This is a genomic window from Streptomyces sp. NPDC085900 (genome assembly GCF_044540925.1).
GTDB lineage: Bacteria > Actinomycetota > Actinomycetes > Streptomycetales > Streptomycetaceae > Streptomyces > Streptomyces gilvifuscus.
In genome coordinates this window covers 380065-400840 of the sequence record NZ_JBITSP010000009.1, presented here as the reverse complement: position 1 = coordinate 400840, position 20776 = coordinate 380065, and the positions used below count along the sequence as shown (strand labels likewise).

The following is a 20776-nucleotide window of genomic DNA, read 5'->3' as shown; positions in this document are numbered from 1 at the left end:
GCCGTGTAGAAGTACGGGATTCGGGGAACCTTCTGGTCTCCCGGTCCGTTTCTGCTACGTGCACAGTGACATCACGGTGACAGGGTGTGGCGACAGGCGGGGTGCGGCTACGATGACCGGCACAAGGACGGGCGGCGTAACGGAGTCGTCCCCAGGGGCGGCGCCCGGTGCACATCCGGGGCGAGGAGGGCGGGCCATGGTGCAGAAGGCCAAGATCCTCCTGGTCGATGACCGGCCGGAGAATCTGCTGGCGCTGGAGGCCATCCTCTCCGCGCTCGATCAGACACTGGTGCGGGCATCGTCCGGGGAGGAAGCGCTCAAGGCACTGCTCACGGACGATTTCGCGGTCATTCTGCTGGACGTCCAGATGCCGGGCATGGACGGTTTCGAGACCGCCGCGCACATCAAGCGGCGGGAGCGGACCCGGGACATCCCGATCATCTTCCTCACCGCGATCAACCACGGCCCGCACCACACGTTCCGCGGTTACGCGGCGGGTGCGGTGGACTACATCTCCAAGCCGTTCGACCCGTGGGTGCTGCGCGCGAAGGTCTCGGTCTTCGTCGAGCTGTACATGAAGAACTGCCAGCTGCGGGAGCAGGCGGCGCTGCTGCGCCTGCAGTTGGAGGGCGGCGGGGACAAGGCCGCGGTCGGTGACGCCAAGGAGCCGGCCGGCCTGCTCGCCGAGCTGTCGGCGCGGCTCGCGGCCGTCGAGGAGCAGGCCGAGGCGCTGTCCAAGCAGCTGGACGACGATTCGGCGGACGCGGCGGCGGTGGCCACCGCGGCTCATCTCGAACGCAAACTCACCGGTTTGCGGCGGGCGCTGGACGCGCTGGAGCCGGGCGCCGGGAACACCTCCTCGGTGCCCTCGCAGAACTGACGCACGCACCAGGCGCAGTTGCGCATGAGGACGCGTCAGTTCCGCGCGCGGTCAAGGGCGACACGAACGGGTGAAGCAGTGGGCACGCGTGTCCGTCGTCGTCTCCACCGGTAACCTCACACCTATGGCCTCACGTCCCTCCGCTGCCAAGAAGCAGCCCGCGAAGAAGGCGGCGGCTCCGGCGAAGAAGGCCGCCGCGAAAAGGGCCCCCGCGAAGAAGGCGCCCGCCAGGAAGGCCGCGGCGAAGAAGGCCGCGCCGCCGCCGAGGCCGGCGCCGAGCCCGACCGGGGGCATCTACCGGCTGGTGCGCGCGCTGTGGCTCGGCGTCGCGCACGCCGTCGGCGCCGTTTTTCGGGGTATAGGGAACGGAGCGAAGAACCTCGACCCCGCACACCGCAAGGACGGCGTGGCTCTCCTCCTCCTCGGCATCGCCCTGATCGTCGCCGCCGGCACCTGGGCCGACCTGCGCGGCCCCGTCGGCGACCTCGTCGAGATCCTGGTGACCGGCTCCTTCGGCCGCCTCGACCTGCTGGTGCCGATACTGCTGGCGGTCATCGCCGCGCGCTTCATCCGGCACCCCGAGAAGCCCGAGGCCAACGGCCGCATCGTCATCGGCCTGTCCGCGCTCGCCATCGGCGTGCTCGGCCAGGTCCACATCGCCTGCGGCTCGCCGGCCCGCAGCGACGGCATGCAGGCCATAAGGGACGCGGGCGGCCTCATCGGCTGGGCGGCGGCCACCCCGCTGACGTACACCATGGGCGACGTACTCGCCGTACCGCTGCTCGTGCTGATCACGGTCTTCGGTCTGCTCGTCGTCACCGCCACCCCGGTCAACGCCATCCCGCAGCGGCTGCGGCTGCTCGGAGTGCGGCTCGGGATCGTCCACGACCCGCACGTGGGCGAATTCACCGAGGACGACGAGCGCTACGACGAGCAGTGGCGCGAGGCGATTCCCGCCCGGAAGCGCCGGCGTGGATCCGCCGCCGAGCCGTACGACCCCGACGGCGCGGAGCAGGAGGCCCTCTCCCGGCGTCGGGGCCGCCCCAGGCGCTCCGCGGTGCCCCAGCCCGACATGGGCCGTCAGATGGACGCTGTGGACGTCGCGGCGGCCGCCGCGGCTGCGCTCGACGGTGCCGTCATGCACGGGATGCCGCCCTCGCCGGTCGTCGCCGACCTCACCCAGGGGGTGAGCGTGGGCGACCGCGAGGAGACGCTGCCCACGCCGACGCCCGTCCCGGCCGCGCGCCCCAAGCAGGAGAAGCTCAAGGTCGAGGTCGCCGACCTCACCAAGCCCGCGCCGGAGGCGCCCGCCGAGCTGCCCGCGCGCGCGGAGCAGCTCCAGCTGTCCGGCGACGTCACCTACGCGCTGCCCTCCCTCGACCTCCTCACCCGCGGCGGTCCGGGCAAGGCGCGCAGCGCCGCCAACGACGCCGTCGTCGCCTCCCTCACGAACGTCTTCACGGAGTTCAAGGTCGACGCCGCCGTCACCGGCTTCACGCGCGGGCCGACGGTGACCCGCTACGAGGTGGAGCTCGGGCCGGCCGTGAAGGTCGAGCGGATCACCGCGCTGACGAAGAACATCGCGTACGCCGTCGCCAGCCCGGACGTGCGGATCATCAGCCCGATCCCCGGCAAGTCCGCCGTCGGCATCGAGATCCCCAACACCGACCGTGAGATGGTCAACCTCGGCGACGTGCTGCGGCTCGCGGCGGCCGCCGAGGACGACCACCCGATGCTGGTCGCGCTCGGCAAGGACGTCGAGGGCGGCTATGTGATGGCCAACCTCGCGAAGATGCCGCACGTCCTGGTCGCCGGCGCCACCGGCTCCGGCAAGTCGTCGTGCATCAACTGCCTCATCACGTCGATCATGGTCCGCGCGACCCCTGAGGACGTGCGCATGGTCCTCGTCGACCCCAAGCGCGTGGAGCTGACCGCCTACGAGGGCATCCCGCACCTGATCACGCCGATCATCACCAACCCCAAGCGGGCCGCCGAGGCGCTCCAGTGGGTCGTACGCGAGATGGACCTGCGCTACGACGACCTCGCGGCGTACGGCTACCGGCACATCGACGACTTCAACGAGGCCGTCCGCAACGGCAAGGTGAAGCTCCCGGAGGGCAGCGAGCGCGAGCTCCAGCCCTACCCGTACCTGCTGGTGATCGTCGACGAGCTCGCCGACCTGATGATGGTCGCCCCGCGCGACGTCGAGGACGCGATCGTGCGCATCACACAGCTCGCGCGCGCGGCCGGCATCCACCTGGTCCTCGCCACACAGCGGCCGTCCGTCGACGTCGTCACCGGCCTGATCAAGGCGAACGTGCCCTCGCGGCTCGCCTTCGCCACGTCCTCGCTCGCCGACTCCCGCGTCATCCTCGACCAGCCCGGCGCCGAGAAGCTGATCGGCAAGGGCGACGGTCTCTTCCTGCCGATGGGCGCGAGCAAGCCCACCCGTATGCAGGGCGCCTTCGTGACCGAGGAAGAGGTCGCGGCGATCGTCCAGCACTGCAAGGACCAGATGGCGCCCGTCTTCCGGGACGACGTCACCGTGGGGACCAAGCAGAAGAAGGAGATCGACGAGGAGATCGGCGACGACCTGGACCTGCTGTGCCAGGCGGCCGAGCTGGTGGTGTCCACCCAGTTCGGGTCGACGTCCATGCTCCAGCGCAAGCTGCGCGTCGGCTTCGCCAAGGCCGGGCGGCTGATGGACCTCATGGAGTCCAGGGGCATCGTCGGGCCGAGCGAGGGGTCGAAGGCTCGTGACGTTCTTGTGAAGGCTGACGAGTTGGACGGCGTGCTCGCGGTGATCCGCGGGGAGGCTTGAGAAAGGCCCGTACGGGTGCGCCACCGATGTCCGATCGTGACTCACCCGTAAGGGATCATTGAGCAACCGTTTCCCTTCGACGTACGTCAAGTTGAGGGAAGCGACAAACGCGTGCCCGACCATCGGCGTGTCCGGCCATACCGATGGGCTAACAAGCTCGACCGTCCGGTTGCCCCACCCTTTCGCACCCCCCCTAGACTGAACCTCCAGCACAGGTGGCTTAAACGCTCGAAAGGCGCCCCCGTGTCCATCGGCAACTCCCCTGAAGACGAGCGTCCGTTCGAAGACGATCGCGAGCAGGCCCGCCTCTCCGTCGGCCGCGCCCTCAAACAGGCGCGGATCGATGCCGGGCTGACCGTCGACGACGTCAGCAACGCCACCCGGGTCCGCATCGCCATCGTGCACGCCATCGAGGCCGACGACTTCGCCCCCTGCGGCGGGGACGTCTACGCGCGCGGGCACATCCGGACCCTGGCCAAGGCCGTCCACCTCGATCCGGCCCCGCTGCTCGCGCAGTACGACGCCGATCACGGCGGCCGCCCGGCCCCGACCCCCGCGGCCCCGCTGTTCGAGGCGGAACGCATCCGCCCCGAGCGCCGCGGCCCGAACTGGACCGCGGCGATGGTCGCCGCGATCGTCGCCGTGGTCGGCTTCGTCGGCTTCACCGCGTTCAAGGGCGGCGACGACGGCGGCGCCAAGACCCAGGTCGCCGAGGGATCGACGCCCACGCAGAGCAAGTCCCCCTCGCCGACACCGCACGACAAGAAGTCCGCCACCCCGAAGTCCGACCCCTCGGACAGCGCCATCGCGGCCGCGCCCCAGGACAAGGTGACCGTCCGGGTCAGCGCCCCCGACGGAAAGAGCTGGATCTCCGCCAAGGACCACAACGGCCGGCTCCTGTTCGACGGGCTCCTCCAGCAGGGCGACTCCAAGACCTTCCAGGACAACGAGAAGATCAACCTCGTCCTCGGCGACGCCGGAGCCATCCAGCTCTACGTCAACGGCAAGAAGATCGAGGACGACTTCCAGCCGGGCGCGGTGGAGCGCCTGACGTACACCAAGGGCGACCCCCAGGTCGGCTGACGCACACGAGCACCGAAGGGCCCGGCCGGGATCGGCCGGGCCCTTCGACATGGACTGTCAGCGGGACAAAGTAGTCTTGAGCCCATGCCTGAACGCCGTACCGTCGCACTCGTCACCCTTGGCTGCGCCCGTAACGAGGTGGACTCGGAGGAGCTCGCAGGCCGCTTGGAGGCGGACGGCTGGGACCTCGTGGAGGACGCCGCGGACGCGGACGTCGCGGTCGTGAACACCTGTGGCTTCGTCGAGGCCGCCAAGAAGGACTCCGTCGACGCCCTCCTGGAGGCCAACGACCTCAAGGGCCACGGCAGAACCCAGGCCGTCGTGGCGGTGGGCTGCATGGCCGAGCGGTACGGCAAGGACCTCGCCGAGGCCCTCCCCGAGGCCGACGGCGTGCTCGGCTTCGACGACTACGCCGACATCTCCGACCGCCTGCAGACCATCCTCAGCGGCGGCATCCACGCCGCCCACACCCCGCGCGACCGGCGCAAGCTGCTGCCGATCAGCCCCGCCGCGCGCCAGGACTCCGCGGCCGAGGTCGCGCTGCCCGGGCACGGGCCCGTGGACCTCCCGGAGGGCATCGCGCCCGCCTCGGGCCCCCGGGCACCCCTGCGCCGCCGGCTGGACGGCTCCCCGGTCGCCTCGGTGAAGCTCGCCTCCGGCTGCGACCGGCGCTGCACCTTCTGCGCCATCCCGTCCTTCCGCGGCTCCTTCATCTCCCGCCGCCCGAGCGACGTGCTGAACGAGACGCGCTGGCTGGCCGAGCAGGGCGTCAAGGAGATCATGCTGGTCTCCGAGAACAACACCTCCTACGGCAAGGACCTGGGCGACATCCGCCTGCTGGAGTCCCTGCTGACCGAGCTGGCCGCGGTCGACGGCATCGAGCGCGTGCGCGTCAGCTACCTCCAGCCGGCCGAGATGCGCCCCGGGCTGATCGACGTCCTGACCTCCACCCCGAAGGTCGCGCCGTACTTCGACCTGTCGTTCCAGCACTCCGCGCCCGACGTGCTGCGCGCCATGCGCCGCTTCGGCGACACCGACCGCTTCCTGGAACTGCTCGACACCATCCGGACCAAGGCCCCCCAGGCGGGCGTGCGCTCCAACTTCATCGTCGGCTTCCCGGGCGAGAGCGAGGCCGACCTGGCGGAGCTGGAGCGGTTCCTCAACGGCGCGCGCCTGGACGCCATCGGCGTCTTCGGCTACTCCGACGAGGAGGGCACCGAGGCGGCGACGTACGAGAACAAGTTGGACGAGGACGTCGTCGCCGAGCGGCTGGCCCACATCTCCCGGCTGGCCGAGGAACTGGTTTCGCAGCGGGCCGAGGAGCGCGTGGGCGAGACCACGCACGTCCTCGTGGAGTCCGTGGACGAGGAGGGCGTGTACGGCCGCGGCGCGCACCAGGCGCCCGAGACGGACGGCCAGGTGCTGCTCACGAGCGGCGCGGGTCTGAGCGTCGGCCGTATCGTCGAGGCCAAGGTGGTCGGTACGGAAGGTGTCGACCTGGTGGCCGAGCCGCTCACGGGCTCGCTCGGGTGCAGTGAGGAGGAGGGCAGATGACCGGAGTCCCGGCATCGGCGGCGAACGGCTCCTCCAAGACGGGTCCCTCGCAGGCCGACGCCATCTCTTCCGAAGAGGAAGGCGGCACGAAGCCGCCGCGGGGCGCGAAGATCGCGGCCGCGGCCGTCAACCAGGCGAGCGTCTGGAACATCGCCAACCTGCTCACCATGCTTCGGCTGCTGCTCGTCCCCGCCTTCGTCATGCTGATGCTCGCCGACGGCGGCTACGACCCGGCCTGGCGCTCGGTCGCCTGGGCCGCGTTCGCCGTCGCCATGATCACCGACCTGTTCGACGGCCACCTCGCCCGCACCTACAACCTCGTCACCGACTTCGGGAAGATCGCCGACCCCATCGCCGACAAGGCGATCATGGGGGCGGCGCTGATCTGCCTGTCCGGGCTGGGCGATCTGCCGTGGTGGGTGACGATCGTCATCCTCGGCCGGGAACTCGGGATCACGCTGCTGCGTTTCCTGGTCATCCGGTACGGCGTCATCCCGGCGAGCCGCGGCGGCAAGCTCAAGACGCTCACGCAGGGCGTGGCGGTCGGGATGTACATCCTGGCGCTGACGGGATGGCTGGCCACCCTGAGGTTCTGGGTGATGGGTGTGGCGGTCGTCCTGACGGTGGCGACCGGCTTCGACTATGTGAGACAAGCCATTGTGCTGCGCAGGCAGGGAATCGCCGAGCGCAAGGCCGCGTTGGAGGAGACGGAAGCGTGAGTTCCCAGGCCGCCGACGTGGTGAGACTACTGACAGTGAGGGGCCAGGCCCTTGCCGTCGCGGAGTCGCTCACCGGTGGGCTGGTCGCGGCGGAAGTCACAGGCGTTCCCGGGGCGTCCAAGGTGTTCCGGGGCTCGGTGACGGCGTACGCCACCGAACTCAAGCACGAGCTGCTGGGTGTCGACGCCGGCTTGCTGGCCGAGCACGGAGCGGTGGATCCGCAGGTCGCGGCCCAGATGGCGGCCGGCGTGCGCAAGGCGCTCGGCGCCGACTGGGGCGTGGCGACGACCGGAGTCGCGGGCCCGGACCCGCAGGACGGCAAGCCCGTCGGGACGGTTTTCGTGGCCGTCGACGGGCCCTTCGGCCCTGGTTCCGGTTCTGCCTCTGGCGGAAAAGTAGAGGCCCTGCGGTTGAACGGCGACCGTGCGGAAATTCGTAGAGAGAGTGTACGGAGCGTACTCGCACTGCTCCTGACGGAGCTTGCGGGCGAACACAGTGGGAATGAGCGGACACAGGATACGGAACAGAACGGGGGGTTTTGATGTTTGCAGCCCTGAGTGAACACGACATCGCTCCCCGCACGGCCGCGGCGCAAGGCGGTACGGTGGGGCGTGAAGGATGCGGCTACGCGGTCCGAGGAGGGAGCCACCGATGATTCTGCTCCGTCGCCTACTGGGTGACGTGCTGCGTCGGCAGCGCCAACGCCAGGGCCGTACTCTGCGCGAAGTCTCCTCGTCCGCCCGAGTCTCACTCGGCTATCTCTCCGAGGTGGAGCGGGGGCAGAAGGAGGCTTCCTCCGAGCTGCTCGCCGCCATCTGCGACGCGCTGGACGTACGGATGTCCGAACTCATGCGGGAAGTGAGCGACGAACTCGCACTCGCCGAGCTGGCCCAGTCCGCTGCGGCCGCCTCGCCGGCACCGGTTCGCCCGATGCTGGGTTCCGTGTCGGTGACCGGTGTGCCTCCGGAAAGGGTGACCATCAAGGCGCCCGCCGAGGCGGTGGACGTGGTCGCCGCGTGACGTTCACGCGGATGTGCGCTTGACCTGACGACGCACCACGAAGTGTGCGAGGCCCCGACCGGGGCTTCTCCGGACGATCCGGAGAGGCGCGGTGCGGGGCTTTCGTGCATGGTGGTCAGGCGGGGGACGGGACTCGGGGCCGCACACAGAATCGGAGTACACGGATGTACGTCGTGAAGAGCCCGTTGTCCGACGCGGGCCTGAAGACCGTCTCCGAGGCGTTGCAGGGGGCGCTCGTCGACCTCCTCGACCTCTCCCTCGTCGCGAAGCAGGTCCACTGGAACGTGGTCGGTCCGCGCTTCCGCTCCGTGCACCTTCAGCTCGACGAGGTCGTGGACACCGCGCGGACCCACTCCGACACGGTGGCGGAACGGGCCTCCGCACTGGGCGTGTCGCCCGACGGGCGCGCCGCGACGGTGGCCGCCGGCAGCGGGATCGGGGCGGTGTCCGACGGCTGGGTCAAGGACACGGACGCGGTGCAGACCCTCGTGGACGCGCTGGGCGCGGTGATCGTGAGGATGCGGGAGCGGGTGACGGCCACCGCGGACGCGGATCCCGTCAGCCAGGACATCCTGATCGGGATCACGGCGGATCTGGAGAAGCACCACTGGATGTTCCAGGCGGAGAACGGCTGAGCAGCCGACGTCCGCTCGGCGGGCCTCTTCTCGAGAGGTGCGCCCGTGTGCCGGTGGTGCGCCCTTTCTGGTGGTGAGCGGGTCGGATTAGCGTCGGGCTGGAGGTGGATCCATGGCACGGCCGACGGTGCGCCGGGGGGTGGCGCTCGGGCTCGGGGTGCTGTGGTGGTGTGCCGTGCTGCGGCTGGCACTGGCGCCGGATGCCGGGGTGCTGGAGGGGGCGGTCGTGGCCGGAGGGTGGGGGGTGAGCCTGCTGCCGGTGCACTGCGTGCCCAAGGGGCGGGCGGCCGGAGCCATCGGGGCGGGCCGGTGGCGGGCGGCCTGGCGGACCGCCCACGTCACCACGGCATCGCCACTCCGCCGTTCGGACGCAGGATCTGGCCCGTCATGAAGGCCGAGGCGTCCGAGGCGAGGTAGAGCACGGCGTGGGCGACGTCTCGTGGTTCGCCCACCCGCCCCAGGGGCGACAACCGTGCCATCAGCGCCTCCGTCCGCGCCTGCTCGGCGGCCTCGTGGCGCTCGGTCATGGGTGTGCGCGTCCAGCCCGGTGCGACCGCGTTGACGCGGATACCGTGCTGTCCCACCTCGCTCGCCAGCGTCTTCGTCAGCTGGACGACGGCCGCCTTGGCGGCGCCGTAGCAAAGCAGACCGGGGCGGCCGGAGTCGATGGCGCCGGAGGCCATGGTGATGATGCTGCCGGGGTGCTGCCCGGCCAGCATCGCGCGGGCCGCCTCCTGGCAGGAGTGGAGGACCCCCTTGAAGTTGACGTTCAGGACGCGGTCGAGGTCCTCGTCCCGTGTCTCCAGCACCGGGCTGCTGTGCATGATCCCGGCGATCGCCGCCATCACGTCCAGCCGCTCGCAGGATGCGACGGCCTGGTGGAGCTGTTCGCGGTCGGTGACATCGAGGTGGTGCGTGTGGGCCGTGCCGCCGGCGTCCTTGATCAGGGTCGCCGTCTCGTGCAGGCCCTGTGCGTCGCGGTCGGCGCAGTGGACCGTGGCGCCGGCCTCGGCCAGCAGGACGGCCGAGGCGCGGCCGATACCGGCGGCGGCGCCGGTGACGAATGCGGTGCGTTCGGTGAGGTCGTACGCCTTGACGGGCATGCAGGGACGGTACGAGCGTTTCTGACGGTCCGTCAATCAGTCGTGCGGGGTTGGGTTCCGCGGCGGGCACGGGGGCTCGGGGCCGGGCCGGGCTGGCAGCTCGGGCACCAGTAGGTGGGGCGGTCGCGGGAGCCGTCGCCCTGGTCGGCCAGGCGGATGGACGTGCCGCAGCGCAGACAGGGCCGGGGCGCGCGGCCGTACACGAACAGGTCCTGGCCGCGGCGGCCCGTGGTGGTGCGGACCGGGCGGTCGCGGTTGACCTCCAGGAGCCGCTTGGCCAGCTCCGGCAGCTTCGCCGCGCGCTCCGGGGGGAGGGCGCCGACCGGGAGCCAGGGGGTCACACCGAGCAGGAAGCAGAGCTCGCACTTGTAGACATTGCCGATGCCGGCGAGGTTGCGCTGGTCCAGCAGGGCCTCGCCCAGAGCGCGGTCGGGATCGGCGAGGACGTTCGCGAGCGCCCGCTCGGGGTCCCAGTCCGGGCCCAGCAGGTCGGGGCCGAGGTGGCCCACGGCGCGGTCCTCGTCGGTGGTGCGCAGGAGCTCGAGTACGGGGAGGCGGTAGCCGACGGCCGTCTGGTCCGCGGTGCCCAGGATCACCCGGATCTGGTGGGAGGGGCCGCCGGTCCAGCGCCGGCCGTTGGCATACACCTTCCAGGCGCCGTCCATGCGCAGGTGCGAGTGGAGGGTGAGGCCGCCCTCGATGCGGGTCAGGAGGTGCTTGCCGCGCGCGGTCACGTCCAGGACGGTCCGGCCCGTCAGATCGGCCGTGGCGTACTTGGGCACGCGCAGGTCGCTGCGGGTCAGCGGCTTGCCCGCCAGGGCGGTGTGCAGGCGCTTGGCGGCCTGCCAGACGGTGTCTCCTTCGGGCATGGCTCCAGGGTTGCACGGGCTCGTGTCGTCAGCCGGTTCGGGCGGGGTGCGCCCTATGCCCGCAGGCGCAGGCCTCGGGGGGTCGCGATGAAGCCCGCTCCTTCCAGGAGGGTGCCGATGGGTGACGTGAGGGCCGGGGCGTTGTTGATGCGTTCCACCGTGACTGTTCCGAGGGAGCCTGCTTTGGCCGCTGCCGCCAAGGCTTCGGCCGCCTCCTGGAGGCGGGGGTCGTCCGTGGCCTTGGCGTCCGGGTCGGCCGGCCAGGCCAGGAGGGACTTGCCGCCGCGCTCCATGTAGAGCGTCAGTTCGCCGTCGACGAGGACCACCAGAGAGCCTGCCTTCCGGCCCGGTTTGTGGCCCGCGCCGGTCGGGGACTCCGGCCAGGCGAGGGCCGCGCCGTAGGCGTTCGCCGGGTCGGCGGCGGCCAGGACCACGGCCCGGGAATCGCGGCGCGGACGGCGGTTGGGGGCGGGGGAGCCGTACGAGGCGTAGGGCACGTACGAGGAGCCGCCGCCGCGTGGACCTCCCGCGCCGGGGTCGGCGAAGTCACGAGGGGAGACGTACTCGTCACGGGAGGGTGTGAAGCCCTCGAGGTCGTCGGTGAACCCCTTGATGTCCGGCGCGGCGTCGTCCGGCGGCGGCCAGGTCATGTCGTCCATGGGCGGCTGGGGGAGGGACTCGCCTCGGTCCCGTGCGTTGGAGACCGCGCGGAGGCGGTCCACCGCGCCGTCCATCGCGAACTGGGCCGCGCCGAGGCCCTCCACGACATAGCCGCGCCGGGCCTGGCCGCTCTCCTCGAACACGGACAGGATGCGGTACGTCGCCGAGAAGCCGCCCTCGACGCCCTCCGCGGCGACGGCGCCCCGGGTGACCACGCCGTGCCGGTCGAGGAGAGTTCGCGCGAGGGCGTGGGCGCGGACCGTGGGGTCGGGCTCCTGGGCGGGGAGCAGGGACCAGCGGCCGGCGACCGTGGGCGGGCCCGTCCGGGAGGCGGTGCGGGCGGCGGCGGTCAGGGAGCCGTAGCGGCCGCGCGGCACGGTGCGCTTGGCCCGGTGGGCCGTGGAGCCCGCGGTGCGGCCCGAACCCAGCAGGGAGCGCATGGGGGTCAGCGTGTCGTTCGTCAGGCGCCCGGACCAGGCCAGGTCCCAGACGGCGTCGGCCAGTTGGGGATCGGTGGCCGCGGGGTGGGTCGTGGCGCGGACCTGGTCGGCGATCTGCCGGAAGAACAGGCCGTAGCCGCCGGAGAGGGCGTCCAGCACGGACTCGTGCAGAGCGGTCAGTTCCAGGGGGTGCGGTGCGGGCAGGAGGAGCGGGGCCGCGTCCGTCGTGTAGAGGGAGACCCAGCCGTCCTTGCCGGGAAGCGCGCCCGCGCCGGCCCAGACGATCTCTCCGGCGGCGGTGAGCTCGTCGAGCATCGCCGGGGTGTAGCCGGCGACGCGGGAGGGCAGCACCAGCTTCTCCAGGGCGGACGCGGGGACGGACGCGCCCTGCAGCTGCTCGATCGCCCGGACCAGTCCGTCGATGCCGCGCAGTGCGTGCCCCTTGCCGATGTGCTGCCACTGCGGGAGGAACTGGGCGAGCGCGGGCGGCGGCACCGGCTCCAGTTCGTGCCGCAGCGCCGCCAGGGAACGGCGGCGCAGGCGGCGCAGCACGGACGCGTCGCACCACTCCTGGCCGATGCCCGCGGGATGGAACTCCCCCTGTACGACGCGGCCGTTCGCGGCGAGGCGCTGCAGCGCGCCTTCCGTGACCGCCACGCCCAGGCCGAACCGGGCCGCCGCCGTGGCCGACGTGAACGGGCCGTGGGTGCGGGCGTAGCGGGCGAGCAGGTCGCCCAGAGGGTCCTTCACCGGCTCCATGAAGGCCTCGGGGACGCCGACGGGGAGCGCTGTGCCGAGTGCGTCGCGCAGACGGCCGGCGTCCTCGATGGCCGCCCAGTGCTCGGTGCCGCCGACCCGGACCCGGATCGCGCGCCGGGCGGAGGCCAGCTCCTGCACCCAGTTGGGCTCCGCACCCCGCTCGGCCAGCTCCGCGTCGGTCAGCGGGCCGAGGATACGCAGGACGTCGGCGATGCCTTCGGCGTCCTTCACACGCCGGTCCTCGGTGAGCCACTGGAGCTCGCGCTCCAGCTCGGTCAGCACCTCGGCGTCGAGGAGTTCGCGCAGCTCCGCCTGCCCCAGCAGTTCGGCCAGCAGGCGCGAGTCCAGGGAGAGGGCGGCGGCCCGGCGCTCGGCGAGCGGTGAGTCCCCCTCGTACAGGAACTGGGCGACGTACCCGAAGAGCAGGGACCGGGCGAAGGGGGACGGCTCCGGGGTGGTGACCTCCACCAGACGCACCTTGCGGGCCTCGAGGTCGCCCATCAGCTCGACGAGTCCGGGCACGTCGAAGACGTCCTGGAGGCACTCGCGGACGGCTTCGAGGACGATCGGGAACGAGCCGTACTCGCTGGCCACCTCCAGCAGTTGCGCGGCTCGCTGGCGCTGCTGCCACAGCGGGGTGCGCTTGCCGGGGTTGCGGCGCGGCAGCAGCAGCGCGCGGGCGGCGCACTCGCGGAAACGGGACGCGAACAGGGCCGAGCCGCCGACCTGGTCGGTGACGATCTGGTCGACCTCGCCCTTGTCGAAGACGACGTCCGCCGCACCCACGGGTGCCTGGTCGGCGTCGTACTCCGTGCCCGCCTTCATCGGCTCCCGGTCGAGCAGGTCCAGGCCCATGAGATCGGCGTCGGGCAGGCGCAGGACGATGCCGTCGTCGGCGTGCATGACCTGCGCGTCCATGCCGTAGCGCTCGGAGAGCTTGGCGCCGAGGGCGAGCGCCCACGGGGCGTGCACCTGGGCGCCGAACGGGGAGTGGACGACCACGCGCCAGTCGCCCAGTTCGTCCCGGAAGCGCTCGACCACGATCGTGCGGTCGTCGGGGATGTGGCCGCAGGCCTCGCGCTGCTCGTCCAGGTAGGACAGGACGTTGTCCGCCGCCCAGGCGTCCAGGCCCGCCGTGAGGAGGCGCAGCCGGGCGTCGTCCTTGGGCAGGGAGCCGACCTCGCGCAGGAACTGGCCCAGTGCCCGGCCCAGTTCGAGCGGGCGGCCGAGCTGGTCGCCCTTCCAGAAGGGCAGGCGGCCCGGGACGCCCGGTGCGGGGGAGACCAGCACGCGGTCGCGGGTGATGTCCTCGATCCGCCAGGAGCTGGTGCCGAGCGTGAACACGTCGCCGACCCGGGACTCGTAGACCATCTCCTCGTCGAGCTCGCCGACCCGGCCGCCGCCCTTCTTGGGATCGGATCCGGCGAGGAAGACCCCGAAGAGGCCGCGGTCGGGGATGGTGCCGCCCGAGGTCACGGCGAGGCGCTGGGCGCCCGGACGGCCGGTGACCGTGCCGGCCACGCGGTCCCACACCACGCGCGGGCGCAGCTCGGCGAACGCGTCGGACGGGTAGCGGCCCGCGAGCATGTCCAGGACCGCGGTGAACGCCGACTCGGGCAGCGACGCGAAGGGGGCCGCGCGGCGGACCGTGGCCAGGAGGTCGTCGACCTGCCAGGTGTCCAGGGCCGTCATGGCGACCAGCTGCTGGGCGAGGACGTCCAGCGGGTTGGCGGGGACCCTCAGGGACTCGATGGAGCCGGTGCGCATGCGCTCGGTGACCACCGCCGCCTGGACCAGGTCACCGCGGTACTTGGGGAAGACCACGCCGGTGCTGACCGCACCGACCTGGTGGCCCGCACGGCCGACGCGCTGGAGACCGGAGGCGACCGAAGGGGGCGACTCGACCTGGACGACCAGGTCGACGGCGCCCATGTCGATGCCCAGTTCCAGACTGGACGTCGCCACCACCGCGGGGAGGCGGCCCGCCTTGAGGTCTTCCTCGACCAGGGCCCGCTGCTCCTTGGAGACCGAGCCGTGGTGGGCGCGCGCGATGACGGGCGGGGCGCCCTGGGCGGCCCCCGAGCCGCCCATGAGCTCGGCCGGGGCGTGGTGCTCGTCCAGGGGTTCGCCGGTGGCGCGCTCGTACGCGATCTCGTTGAGCCTGTTGCACAGGCGCTCCGCGAGGCGGCGGGAGTTGGCGAACACGATCGTGGAGCGGTGGGCCTGCACGAGGTCGGTGATCCGCTCCTCGACATGGGGCCAGATGGAGGGGCGCTCCGCGCCTTCCGAGCCGTCGGCGACCGGCGAGCCGCCCAGCTCGCCCAGGTCCTCCACCGGGACGACGACCGAGAGGTCGAACTCCTTGCCCGACTTCGGCTGGACGATCTCGACCTTGCGGCGCGGCGAGAGGTAGCGGGCCACCTCGTCGACCGGACGGACGGTCGCCGACAGGCCGATGCGGCGGGCCGGTTTGGGCAGGAGCTCGTCCAGACGCTCCAGGGAGAGCGCGAGATGGGCGCCGCGCTTGGTGCCGGCCACCGCGTGCACCTCGTCGAGGATCACCGTCTCCACGCCGGTCAGCGCGTCGCGGGTCGACGACGTCAGCATCAGGAAGAGGGACTCGGGAGTGGTGATCAGGATGTCCGGGGGGCGGGTGGCCAGCGCGCGGCGCTCGGCGGCGGGCGTGTCGCCGGAGCGGATGCCCACCTTCACCTCGGGCTCGGGCAGGCCGAGGCGGACGGACTCGTGGCGGATACCGGTGAGGGGGCTGCGGAGGTTGCGCTCCACGTCCACCGCGAGGGCTTTCAGCGGCGACACGTAAAGGACCCGGCAGCGCTTCCGCGGGTCGGCGGGCGGCGGTGTGGAGGCGAGCTGGTCCAGGGCGGCGAGGAAGGCGGCCAGGGTCTTGCCGGAGCCGGTGGGGGCCACCACCAGCACGTCCGAGCCCTCTCTGATGGCGTTCCACGCGCCCGCCTGGGCCGCGGTGGGCGCGGAGAAGGCCCCCGTGAACCAGCCGCGGGTCGCGGGGGAGAAGCCGTCGAGGGCTCGTTGTGCGTCGCTGACCATGCGTCCATCCTGCACCCGGCCACTGACAATACGGTTGACCTGCGGGTTCGCGGCGCGCGAGCGGGGGCTCCGGTGCGGCGGGGCGGGCAGCGTGGGCGGCGCGGGTGTGGCTCGGCGGGGCGGGCGGCGCGGGTGCGGCTCGGCGGGGGCGGGGTGCGTGGCGGAGAATCGGCGGTATGGCGGATTTCGGTGAGGAGGCGGCGCGGCACTGGCGGTACGCCGACCTGCCCGGCGTCGATCTGCTGCGGGCCCGGTACGTTCGCAAGACGTTCGTGCGCCACACCCATGAGCACTTCGTCATCGCGGCCATCGCCGACGGGGTCGAGGTCTTCCACCACCGCGGTGCCGACCAGTACGCGGGGGCGGGGGCGCTCGCGCTGGTCAATCCCGACACCTCGCACACGGGGCGGGCCGGGGTGCCCGAGGGATGGCGGTACGGGGCCGTGTATCCGTCGCCGGACGTCGTCTCCGAGATCGCTGCCGAGACCACCCTCATCCGCGGGACACCGGGGTTCGTCAGCCCCGTACTCGACGATCCGTACGCCGTGCGGCTCGTCCATCAGGTCCTGCGCGCCGCCGACGAGGGCAACGCGCTGGCCGCCGACACATTGCTGCGGGTCGCCGTGACCCGGCTGCTGCGGCTCAACGGCGGCCCGCTGCCGCAGCGCGCCGTGCGGACGGCGGGGGCCCGGGTCGCCGCACGCGCGCGTGCCGTGCTGGAGGAGCGGATGGTCCAGCCGCCGACGCTGGAGACGCTGGCGGGTGATCTCGGGACCAGCCCGTTCGCCTTGCTGCGGTCCTTCCGGGACGCCTACGGGATGCCGCCCCACGCCTGGCTGACGGACGCCCGGGTACGGCGGGCGCGGCGGCTGCTCGACGGCGGGACGGCGCCCGCGGAGGCGGCCGTCGCCGTGGGATTCACCGATCAGCCGCATCTCAACCGGCACTTCGCACGGATCGTCGGCGTTCCTCCGGGTGCCTACCAGCGGGAGCGCAAGAACGTACAAGACGCCCGGCCGCCGTCCCCGTAGCGTCCGGCACGTGGCAGAACAGACAGCTCTCGCAGACACAGGTGCCGACGGAGGAGGCAAGTCGGACGCCGCCGTGGTCCGGGACGCGCTCGGAGTCGGCGTCGCCGTCGGACTGTCCGGGTTCGCCTTCGGGGTGACCTCGGCCGGCAGCGGGCTCACGCTCCTGCAGACCTGCGTGCTCAGCCTCCTGGTGTTCACCGGCGCGTCCCAGTTCGCGCTCGTCGGGGCGCTCGCGGCCGGAGGCAACCCGTTCACGGCGGCCGCCGGCGCGTTCTTCCTCGGTGTGCGCAACGCCTTCTACGGGCTGCGCCTGTCACAGGTGCTGGCGCTTCCGCGCCTGCTGCGGCCGTTCGCGGCGCAGTGGGTCATCGACGAGACGACCGCGGTCACCCTCGCGCAGCCCACGCGGCGCGGCGCCCGGCTCGGGTTCACCGTGACCGGGCTCAGCCTGTACCTGCTGTGGAACCTCACCACCCTGCTCGGCGCCCTGGGCGCCAAGGCCATCGGGGACACGGACGCGTGGGGCCTCGACGCCGCCGGGCCCGCCGTCTTCCTGGCCCTGCTCGCGCCGATGCTCAGGACCGGCACCGAGCGCGCCGTCGCCGGGCTCGCCGTCGTACTGGGCCTCGGGCTGCTGCCCGTGCTGCCCGCCGGTGTGCCCGTCCTGGTGGCCGCGCTGGCCGCCCCGGGCGTCCTGCTCCTGCAGGGACGCCGCGACGGCCGGGTGCCCGATGACACCACGGGGGAGGACCGTTGAACACCTGGATCGCCATCGGCCTGACGGCTCTCGGCTGCTACGCCGTCAAGGTCGCCGGCCTGTTCGTCCCCGAGGGCGCCCTGCAGCGGCCGTTCGTCAGGCGGCTGGCCGCCCTTGTTCCTGTGGCTCTGCTGGCCGCGCTCACCGCCCAGCAGACCTTCGCCGACGGACGCGCCCTGGTGCTGGACGCGCGCGTGGCCGGTGTTCTCGCGGCCGCCGTCGTGCTGGTCCTGCGCGCCCCCTTCCTGCTCGTGGTGGCCGCGGGTGTGGTGGTGACCGCCGGGGTGCGGGCCATGGGCGGGTGAAGGGACGCCGTCAGCCGATGGAGCGGCCGTACGCCCTGAGGGTGCGCAGCGCCTCGATCGTCACCTGGGGGCGCGCCTCCAGGGCGATACCCGGCGCCCACTGACGCCACCGGATCGGCCAGCCGCCGTCCTCCTGCTGATCGTCCGCGAGGAAGTCCAGGGAGCGCTCGATCTCGTCGTCGGTGAACCACGCGCGCGCGAGTGAGCTCGGCGTCTTCGCGTAGTCGTGCGGGAAGTGGTGCTCACCGGGGGCGTAGCCGGGCGCTACCGGATAGGCGGCGAGGTCGCCCGGATCCAGTGCGGCCAGCCGGTGTTCGCGCACCAGACGGCCGAGCCGGTCCGCGGCCGCCTCCGCGCGCGGGCGGTCGGGAGCGGAATCCAAGAAGGCCACCGCGGCCTCGATCTCGTAGGGATGGGACTTCTCCAGCGATTCGATCGCGTGCCAGCAGAAGTCGGTGGCCCGGAACAGCCAGGCGTGCCACACCTCGTTGCGGTGCAGCAGGCCCACCACGGGTCCGGTGGCGAGCAGTTCGCTCGGCGGGTCGTCCACGATCGGCATGAAGGGGGCGCAGGGGTAACCGCGCTGGCTGGGATGGATGGCCGGCAGCGCTCCGTCCGCGGTCGAGACGGAGGTCAGATAGCGGCATACCCGCTCCACCCTCTGGCCGCCGCAGCGCCCGATGGAGTCCAGGACGCGCAGCGCGTGCCCGGTGTGCAGCGGCTGGCTGACGGGGCCGCGCAGATCGGGCTCCAGGGCGTGGCCGTACCCGCCGTCCTCGTTGCGGTAGGCGTCCAGGGCGGTCTCGACCGGGTCGGCGCCGCCGTTCAGGAAGTGGTGGGCGAAGAGGCGCTGTTCCAGCACGCGCGCGGTGAGCCAGACGAAGTGCTCGGCGCGGAAGAGCGGGGAGCGCGCCGGGGGTGTGGCAGGGAGTGGGGAAGCTCCGGTTTCGGACATGCGACAGACCGTAGGGCGGAAAGCGGTCTCGACAAGCGGTCACGTCTCAGGCCCACCCCAGGGGCGGGATACTGGAGGCATGCGGTTGACGGTCTTCTGGCAGCGGATGGCGGATCACTTCGGCCCGGGGTACGCCGACACCTTCGCGCGCGACCACGTGATGACGGAGCTGGGCGGGCGCACGGTGCACGAGGCACTGGACGCCGGCTGGGACGCCAAGGACGTGTGGCGCGTGGTCTGCACGGTCATGGACGTTCCGCGCGAGAGGCACTGATCGGGGGCGGAGAGGTTCGCGCGATGGGTACTGATCGGGCGAGTGTCTTCTGCGCGAGAGGATCTGATCGGGGCGAGGAGGTTCCGCGCGAAAGGCACTCATCGCGCGGGGATGTTCTGCGTGAGAAGTGCTGATCGGTCACGAAGATCGCAGGACGGGGGATGATTGTCGTACCCGTGGGCGAGACTTGACGCGTGGCACCCACTGACGAGACCGAGCCGCACGCCCGGCATGCCTCCCCGTTCGGTACGACGCCGCCCGACCGCCCCCCGGCCGACGGCGCCGTCTCGGGCGCGCGTATGCCGCGCTGGCTGCCGCGCGCGGTGGTGCTGGTGCTCTCCCTCTATGCCGCCTTCCAGCTGGGCACTTGGGCGTTCCACCAGCTCACCGGGCTGCTGATCAACATCCTCATCGCGTTCTTCCTGGCCCTCGCCATCGAACCCGCGGTGAGCTGGATGGCCGCGCGCGGCATGCGCAGGGGGCTGGCCACGGCACTCGTCTTCCTGGCCGTGATGATCGCGGCCGCGGGCTTCGTCACCCTGCTCGGCTCCATGCTGGCGGGCCAGATCATCAAGATCGTCGAGGATTTCCCGAACTACCTCGACTCGGTCATCAACTGGGTCAACGCGCACTTCCACACCCACCTGAAACGGGTGGACGTCCAGAAGGGCCTGCTCCGCTCCGACTGGCTGCGCAACTACGTGCAGCACAGTGCCACGGGCGTCCTCGACGTGTCCGCCCAGGTGCTCGGCGGACTCTTCCAGCTGCTCACGATCACGCTGTTCTCGTTCTACTTCGCCGCCGACGGGCCCCGCCTGCGCCGCACGATCTGCTCGGTACTGCCGCCCGCCCGGCAGGCCGAGGTGCTGCGCGCCTGGGAGATCGCCGTCGACAAGACCGGCGGGTACCTGTACTCGCGCGGGCTGATGGCGCTCATCTCCGGTATCGCGCACTACATACTGCTGCAGATCCTGGGCGTGCCGTACGCGCCCGTGCTCGGCGTGTGGGTGGGCCTGGTCTCGCAGTTCATCCCGACCATCGGCACGTACCTCGCGGGCGCCCTGCCGATGCTGGTCGCCTTCACAGTCGATCCCTGGTACGCGCTGTGGGTCCTGGTCTTCGTCGTGGTCTACCAGCAGTTCGAGAACTACGTGCTCCAGCCCAAGCTGACCGCGAAGACCGTCGACATCCACCCCGCCGTCGCCTTCGGCTCGGTCATCGCCGGCACCGCACTCCTCGGCGCCGTCGGCGCGCTGATCGCCATCCCGGCGGTCGCCACGCTGCAGGCGTTCCTCGGGGCTTACGTGAAGCGGTACGCGGTCACGGACGACCCCCGGGTGCACGGGCACCGGCGCGGAGGACCGGGGTCGGGGCCGGGTCTCCTCACGCGCGCCAGAGTGCTCTGGGCGCGACGGCCGGAAGAGGCGCCGCTCGAGGGCGAGCCCGGGGGCGAGCCCGAGGTCGGATCTTCCCGGCAGGCCTGAGGCAGCTCTTTCCGCCGAGCGCGAGCGGGGCGTCGGCCGCGCTCTCGGCCCGCCTACGACCCGTCCTGGCCCGTTTCCGGCCAGCCGACGGCCCGTCTCCGGCCTGCCCACGGCCCGTCTCCGACCCGCCATCCGACCGCGGACGTAGTCTCGGGAGTGCCGCGTGGTGCGCTTGACACCAAAATCGAACATCCATTCTCATGGAGGCTCCGGCGAGGCTCTCGACGGGTGATTCGATCCGGTTTCGGCGGAGAAGTACCCGAGTTATCCACAGGCCGGACGGGCGTCGAGGCGCATTGTCAGTGGCAGGCGTTAGCGTCTTTGACGTGAAGCGATCGACTCAAGCAAATCGGGTGGAACC

General features: G+C 71.9%; 18 protein-coding genes. 14 read left to right on the top strand and 4 right to left on the bottom strand.

All coding sequences use genetic code 11. The features are described 5' to 3' along the window. Positions 1-196 precede the first annotated feature (196 nt). The 9 genes from ACIGDI_RS30080 (at position 197) to ACIGDI_RS30040 (ending at position 9103) form a co-directional block, all read left to right on the top strand. Positions 197-880: a two-component system response regulator gene (locus tag ACIGDI_RS30080; RefSeq protein WP_200703440.1), complete on the top strand. Its 684-nt coding sequence runs from the start codon at positions 197-199 to the stop codon at positions 878-880. A gap of 124 nt (positions 881-1004) precedes the next feature. After that, complete coding sequence (locus ACIGDI_RS30075; RefSeq protein WP_399903068.1) at positions 1005-3701, top strand: DNA translocase FtsK; 2697 nt, start codon at positions 1005-1007, stop codon at positions 3699-3701. Between the two features lie 243 nt (positions 3702-3944). Beyond that, on the top strand, positions 3945-4784 hold the full coding sequence (locus ACIGDI_RS30070) for a helix-turn-helix domain-containing protein (protein WP_399903065.1): 840 nt from the start codon (positions 3945-3947) through the stop codon (positions 4782-4784). Positions 4785-4868: 84 nt separating this feature from the next. Beyond that, complete coding sequence (gene rimO, locus ACIGDI_RS30065; RefSeq protein ID WP_399903061.1) at positions 4869-6338, top strand: 30S ribosomal protein S12 methylthiotransferase RimO; 1470 nt, start codon at positions 4869-4871, stop codon at positions 6336-6338. After that, complete coding sequence (gene pgsA, locus ACIGDI_RS30060; RefSeq protein ID WP_399903058.1) at positions 6335-7057, top strand: CDP-diacylglycerol--glycerol-3-phosphate 3-phosphatidyltransferase; 723 nt, start codon at positions 6335-6337, stop codon at positions 7055-7057. Before rimO ends, pgsA begins: the two co-directional genes overlap by 4 nt. Further along, positions 7054-7599 carry a CinA family protein gene (locus ACIGDI_RS30055; protein WP_399903055.1) on the top strand — a complete coding sequence of 182 codons (546 nt, stop codon included), beginning with the start codon at positions 7054-7056 and terminating at the stop codon, positions 7597-7599. Before pgsA ends, ACIGDI_RS30055 begins: the two co-directional genes overlap by 4 nt. Positions 7600-7708: 109 nt before the next feature. Then, positions 7709-8077, top strand: a complete 369-nt coding sequence (locus ACIGDI_RS30050) for a helix-turn-helix domain-containing protein (protein WP_058922588.1) — start codon at positions 7709-7711, stop codon at positions 8075-8077. A 164-nt stretch (positions 8078-8241) separates the two neighbouring features. Then, the gene (locus ACIGDI_RS30045; protein ID WP_399903052.1) at positions 8242-8712 is read left to right on the top strand and encodes a Dps family protein; all 471 of its coding nucleotides are present in this window, start codon (positions 8242-8244) and stop codon (positions 8710-8712) included. 112 nt (positions 8713-8824) lie between these two features. Further along, positions 8825-9103, top strand: a complete 279-nt coding sequence (locus ACIGDI_RS30040) for a hypothetical protein (protein ID WP_399903049.1) — start codon at positions 8825-8827, stop codon at positions 9101-9103. Here ACIGDI_RS30040 and ACIGDI_RS30035 read toward each other — a convergent pair. From ACIGDI_RS30035 to ACIGDI_RS30025, 3 genes are read right to left on the bottom strand one after another with little or no spacing between them, the layout of a single operon-like run. Continuing rightward, complete coding sequence (locus ACIGDI_RS30035; RefSeq protein ID WP_399903046.1) at positions 9051-9815, bottom strand: SDR family NAD(P)-dependent oxidoreductase; 765 nt, start codon at positions 9813-9815, stop codon at positions 9051-9053. The genes ACIGDI_RS30040 and ACIGDI_RS30035 overlap by 53 nt on opposite strands. A gap of 32 nt (positions 9816-9847) precedes the next feature. Continuing rightward, positions 9848-10684 (bottom strand): Fpg/Nei family DNA glycosylase, encoded by an 837-nt coding sequence (locus ACIGDI_RS30030; RefSeq protein WP_399903043.1) that lies wholly within the window; start codon positions 10682-10684, stop codon positions 9848-9850. Positions 10685-10737: 53 nt separating this feature from the next. After that, a complete protein-coding gene (locus ACIGDI_RS30025; RefSeq protein WP_399903040.1) occupies positions 10738-15609 on the bottom strand; it encodes an ATP-dependent helicase in 4872 nt (1623 codons plus the stop codon). Between the two features lie 176 nt (positions 15610-15785). Here ACIGDI_RS30025 and ACIGDI_RS30020 point away from each other — a divergent pair, with 176 nt between their 5' ends. Genes ACIGDI_RS30020 through ACIGDI_RS30010 form a run of 3 tightly spaced genes read left to right on the top strand, consistent with a single transcriptional unit; the run spans position 15786 to position 17702 of the window. Further along, positions 15786-16640 carry an AraC family transcriptional regulator gene (locus ACIGDI_RS30020; protein ID WP_399903037.1) on the top strand — a complete coding sequence of 285 codons (855 nt, stop codon included), beginning with the start codon at positions 15786-15788 and terminating at the stop codon, positions 16638-16640. Between the two features lie 10 nt (positions 16641-16650). Next, a complete protein-coding gene (locus ACIGDI_RS30015; protein ID WP_399903034.1) occupies positions 16651-17397 on the top strand; it encodes an AzlC family ABC transporter permease in 747 nt (248 codons plus the stop codon). Beyond that, positions 17394-17702: an AzlD domain-containing protein gene (locus ACIGDI_RS30010; RefSeq protein ID WP_399903030.1), complete on the top strand. Its 309-nt coding sequence runs from the start codon at positions 17394-17396 to the stop codon at positions 17700-17702. Before ACIGDI_RS30015 ends, ACIGDI_RS30010 begins: the two co-directional genes overlap by 4 nt. 10 nt (positions 17703-17712) lie before the next feature. Here ACIGDI_RS30010 and ACIGDI_RS30005 read toward each other — a convergent pair whose 3' ends face one another. Continuing rightward, positions 17713-18657 carry a hypothetical protein gene (locus ACIGDI_RS30005; RefSeq protein ID WP_399903027.1) on the bottom strand — a complete coding sequence of 315 codons (945 nt, stop codon included), beginning with the start codon at positions 18655-18657 and terminating at the stop codon, positions 17713-17715. Between the two features lie 79 nt (positions 18658-18736). Here ACIGDI_RS30005 and ACIGDI_RS30000 point away from each other — a divergent pair, with 79 nt between their 5' ends. Both ACIGDI_RS30000 and ACIGDI_RS29995 read left to right on the top strand, forming a co-directional pair. Beyond that, positions 18737-18931, top strand: a complete 195-nt coding sequence (locus tag ACIGDI_RS30000) for a DUF3046 domain-containing protein (RefSeq protein ID WP_272176412.1) — start codon at positions 18737-18739, stop codon at positions 18929-18931. Positions 18932-19125: 194 nt separating this feature from the next. Next, positions 19126-20415, top strand: coding sequence for an AI-2E family transporter (locus tag ACIGDI_RS29995; RefSeq protein ID WP_399903024.1), 1290 nt, complete (start codon positions 19126-19128; stop codon positions 20413-20415). Positions 20416-20776: the final 361 nt, after the last annotated feature.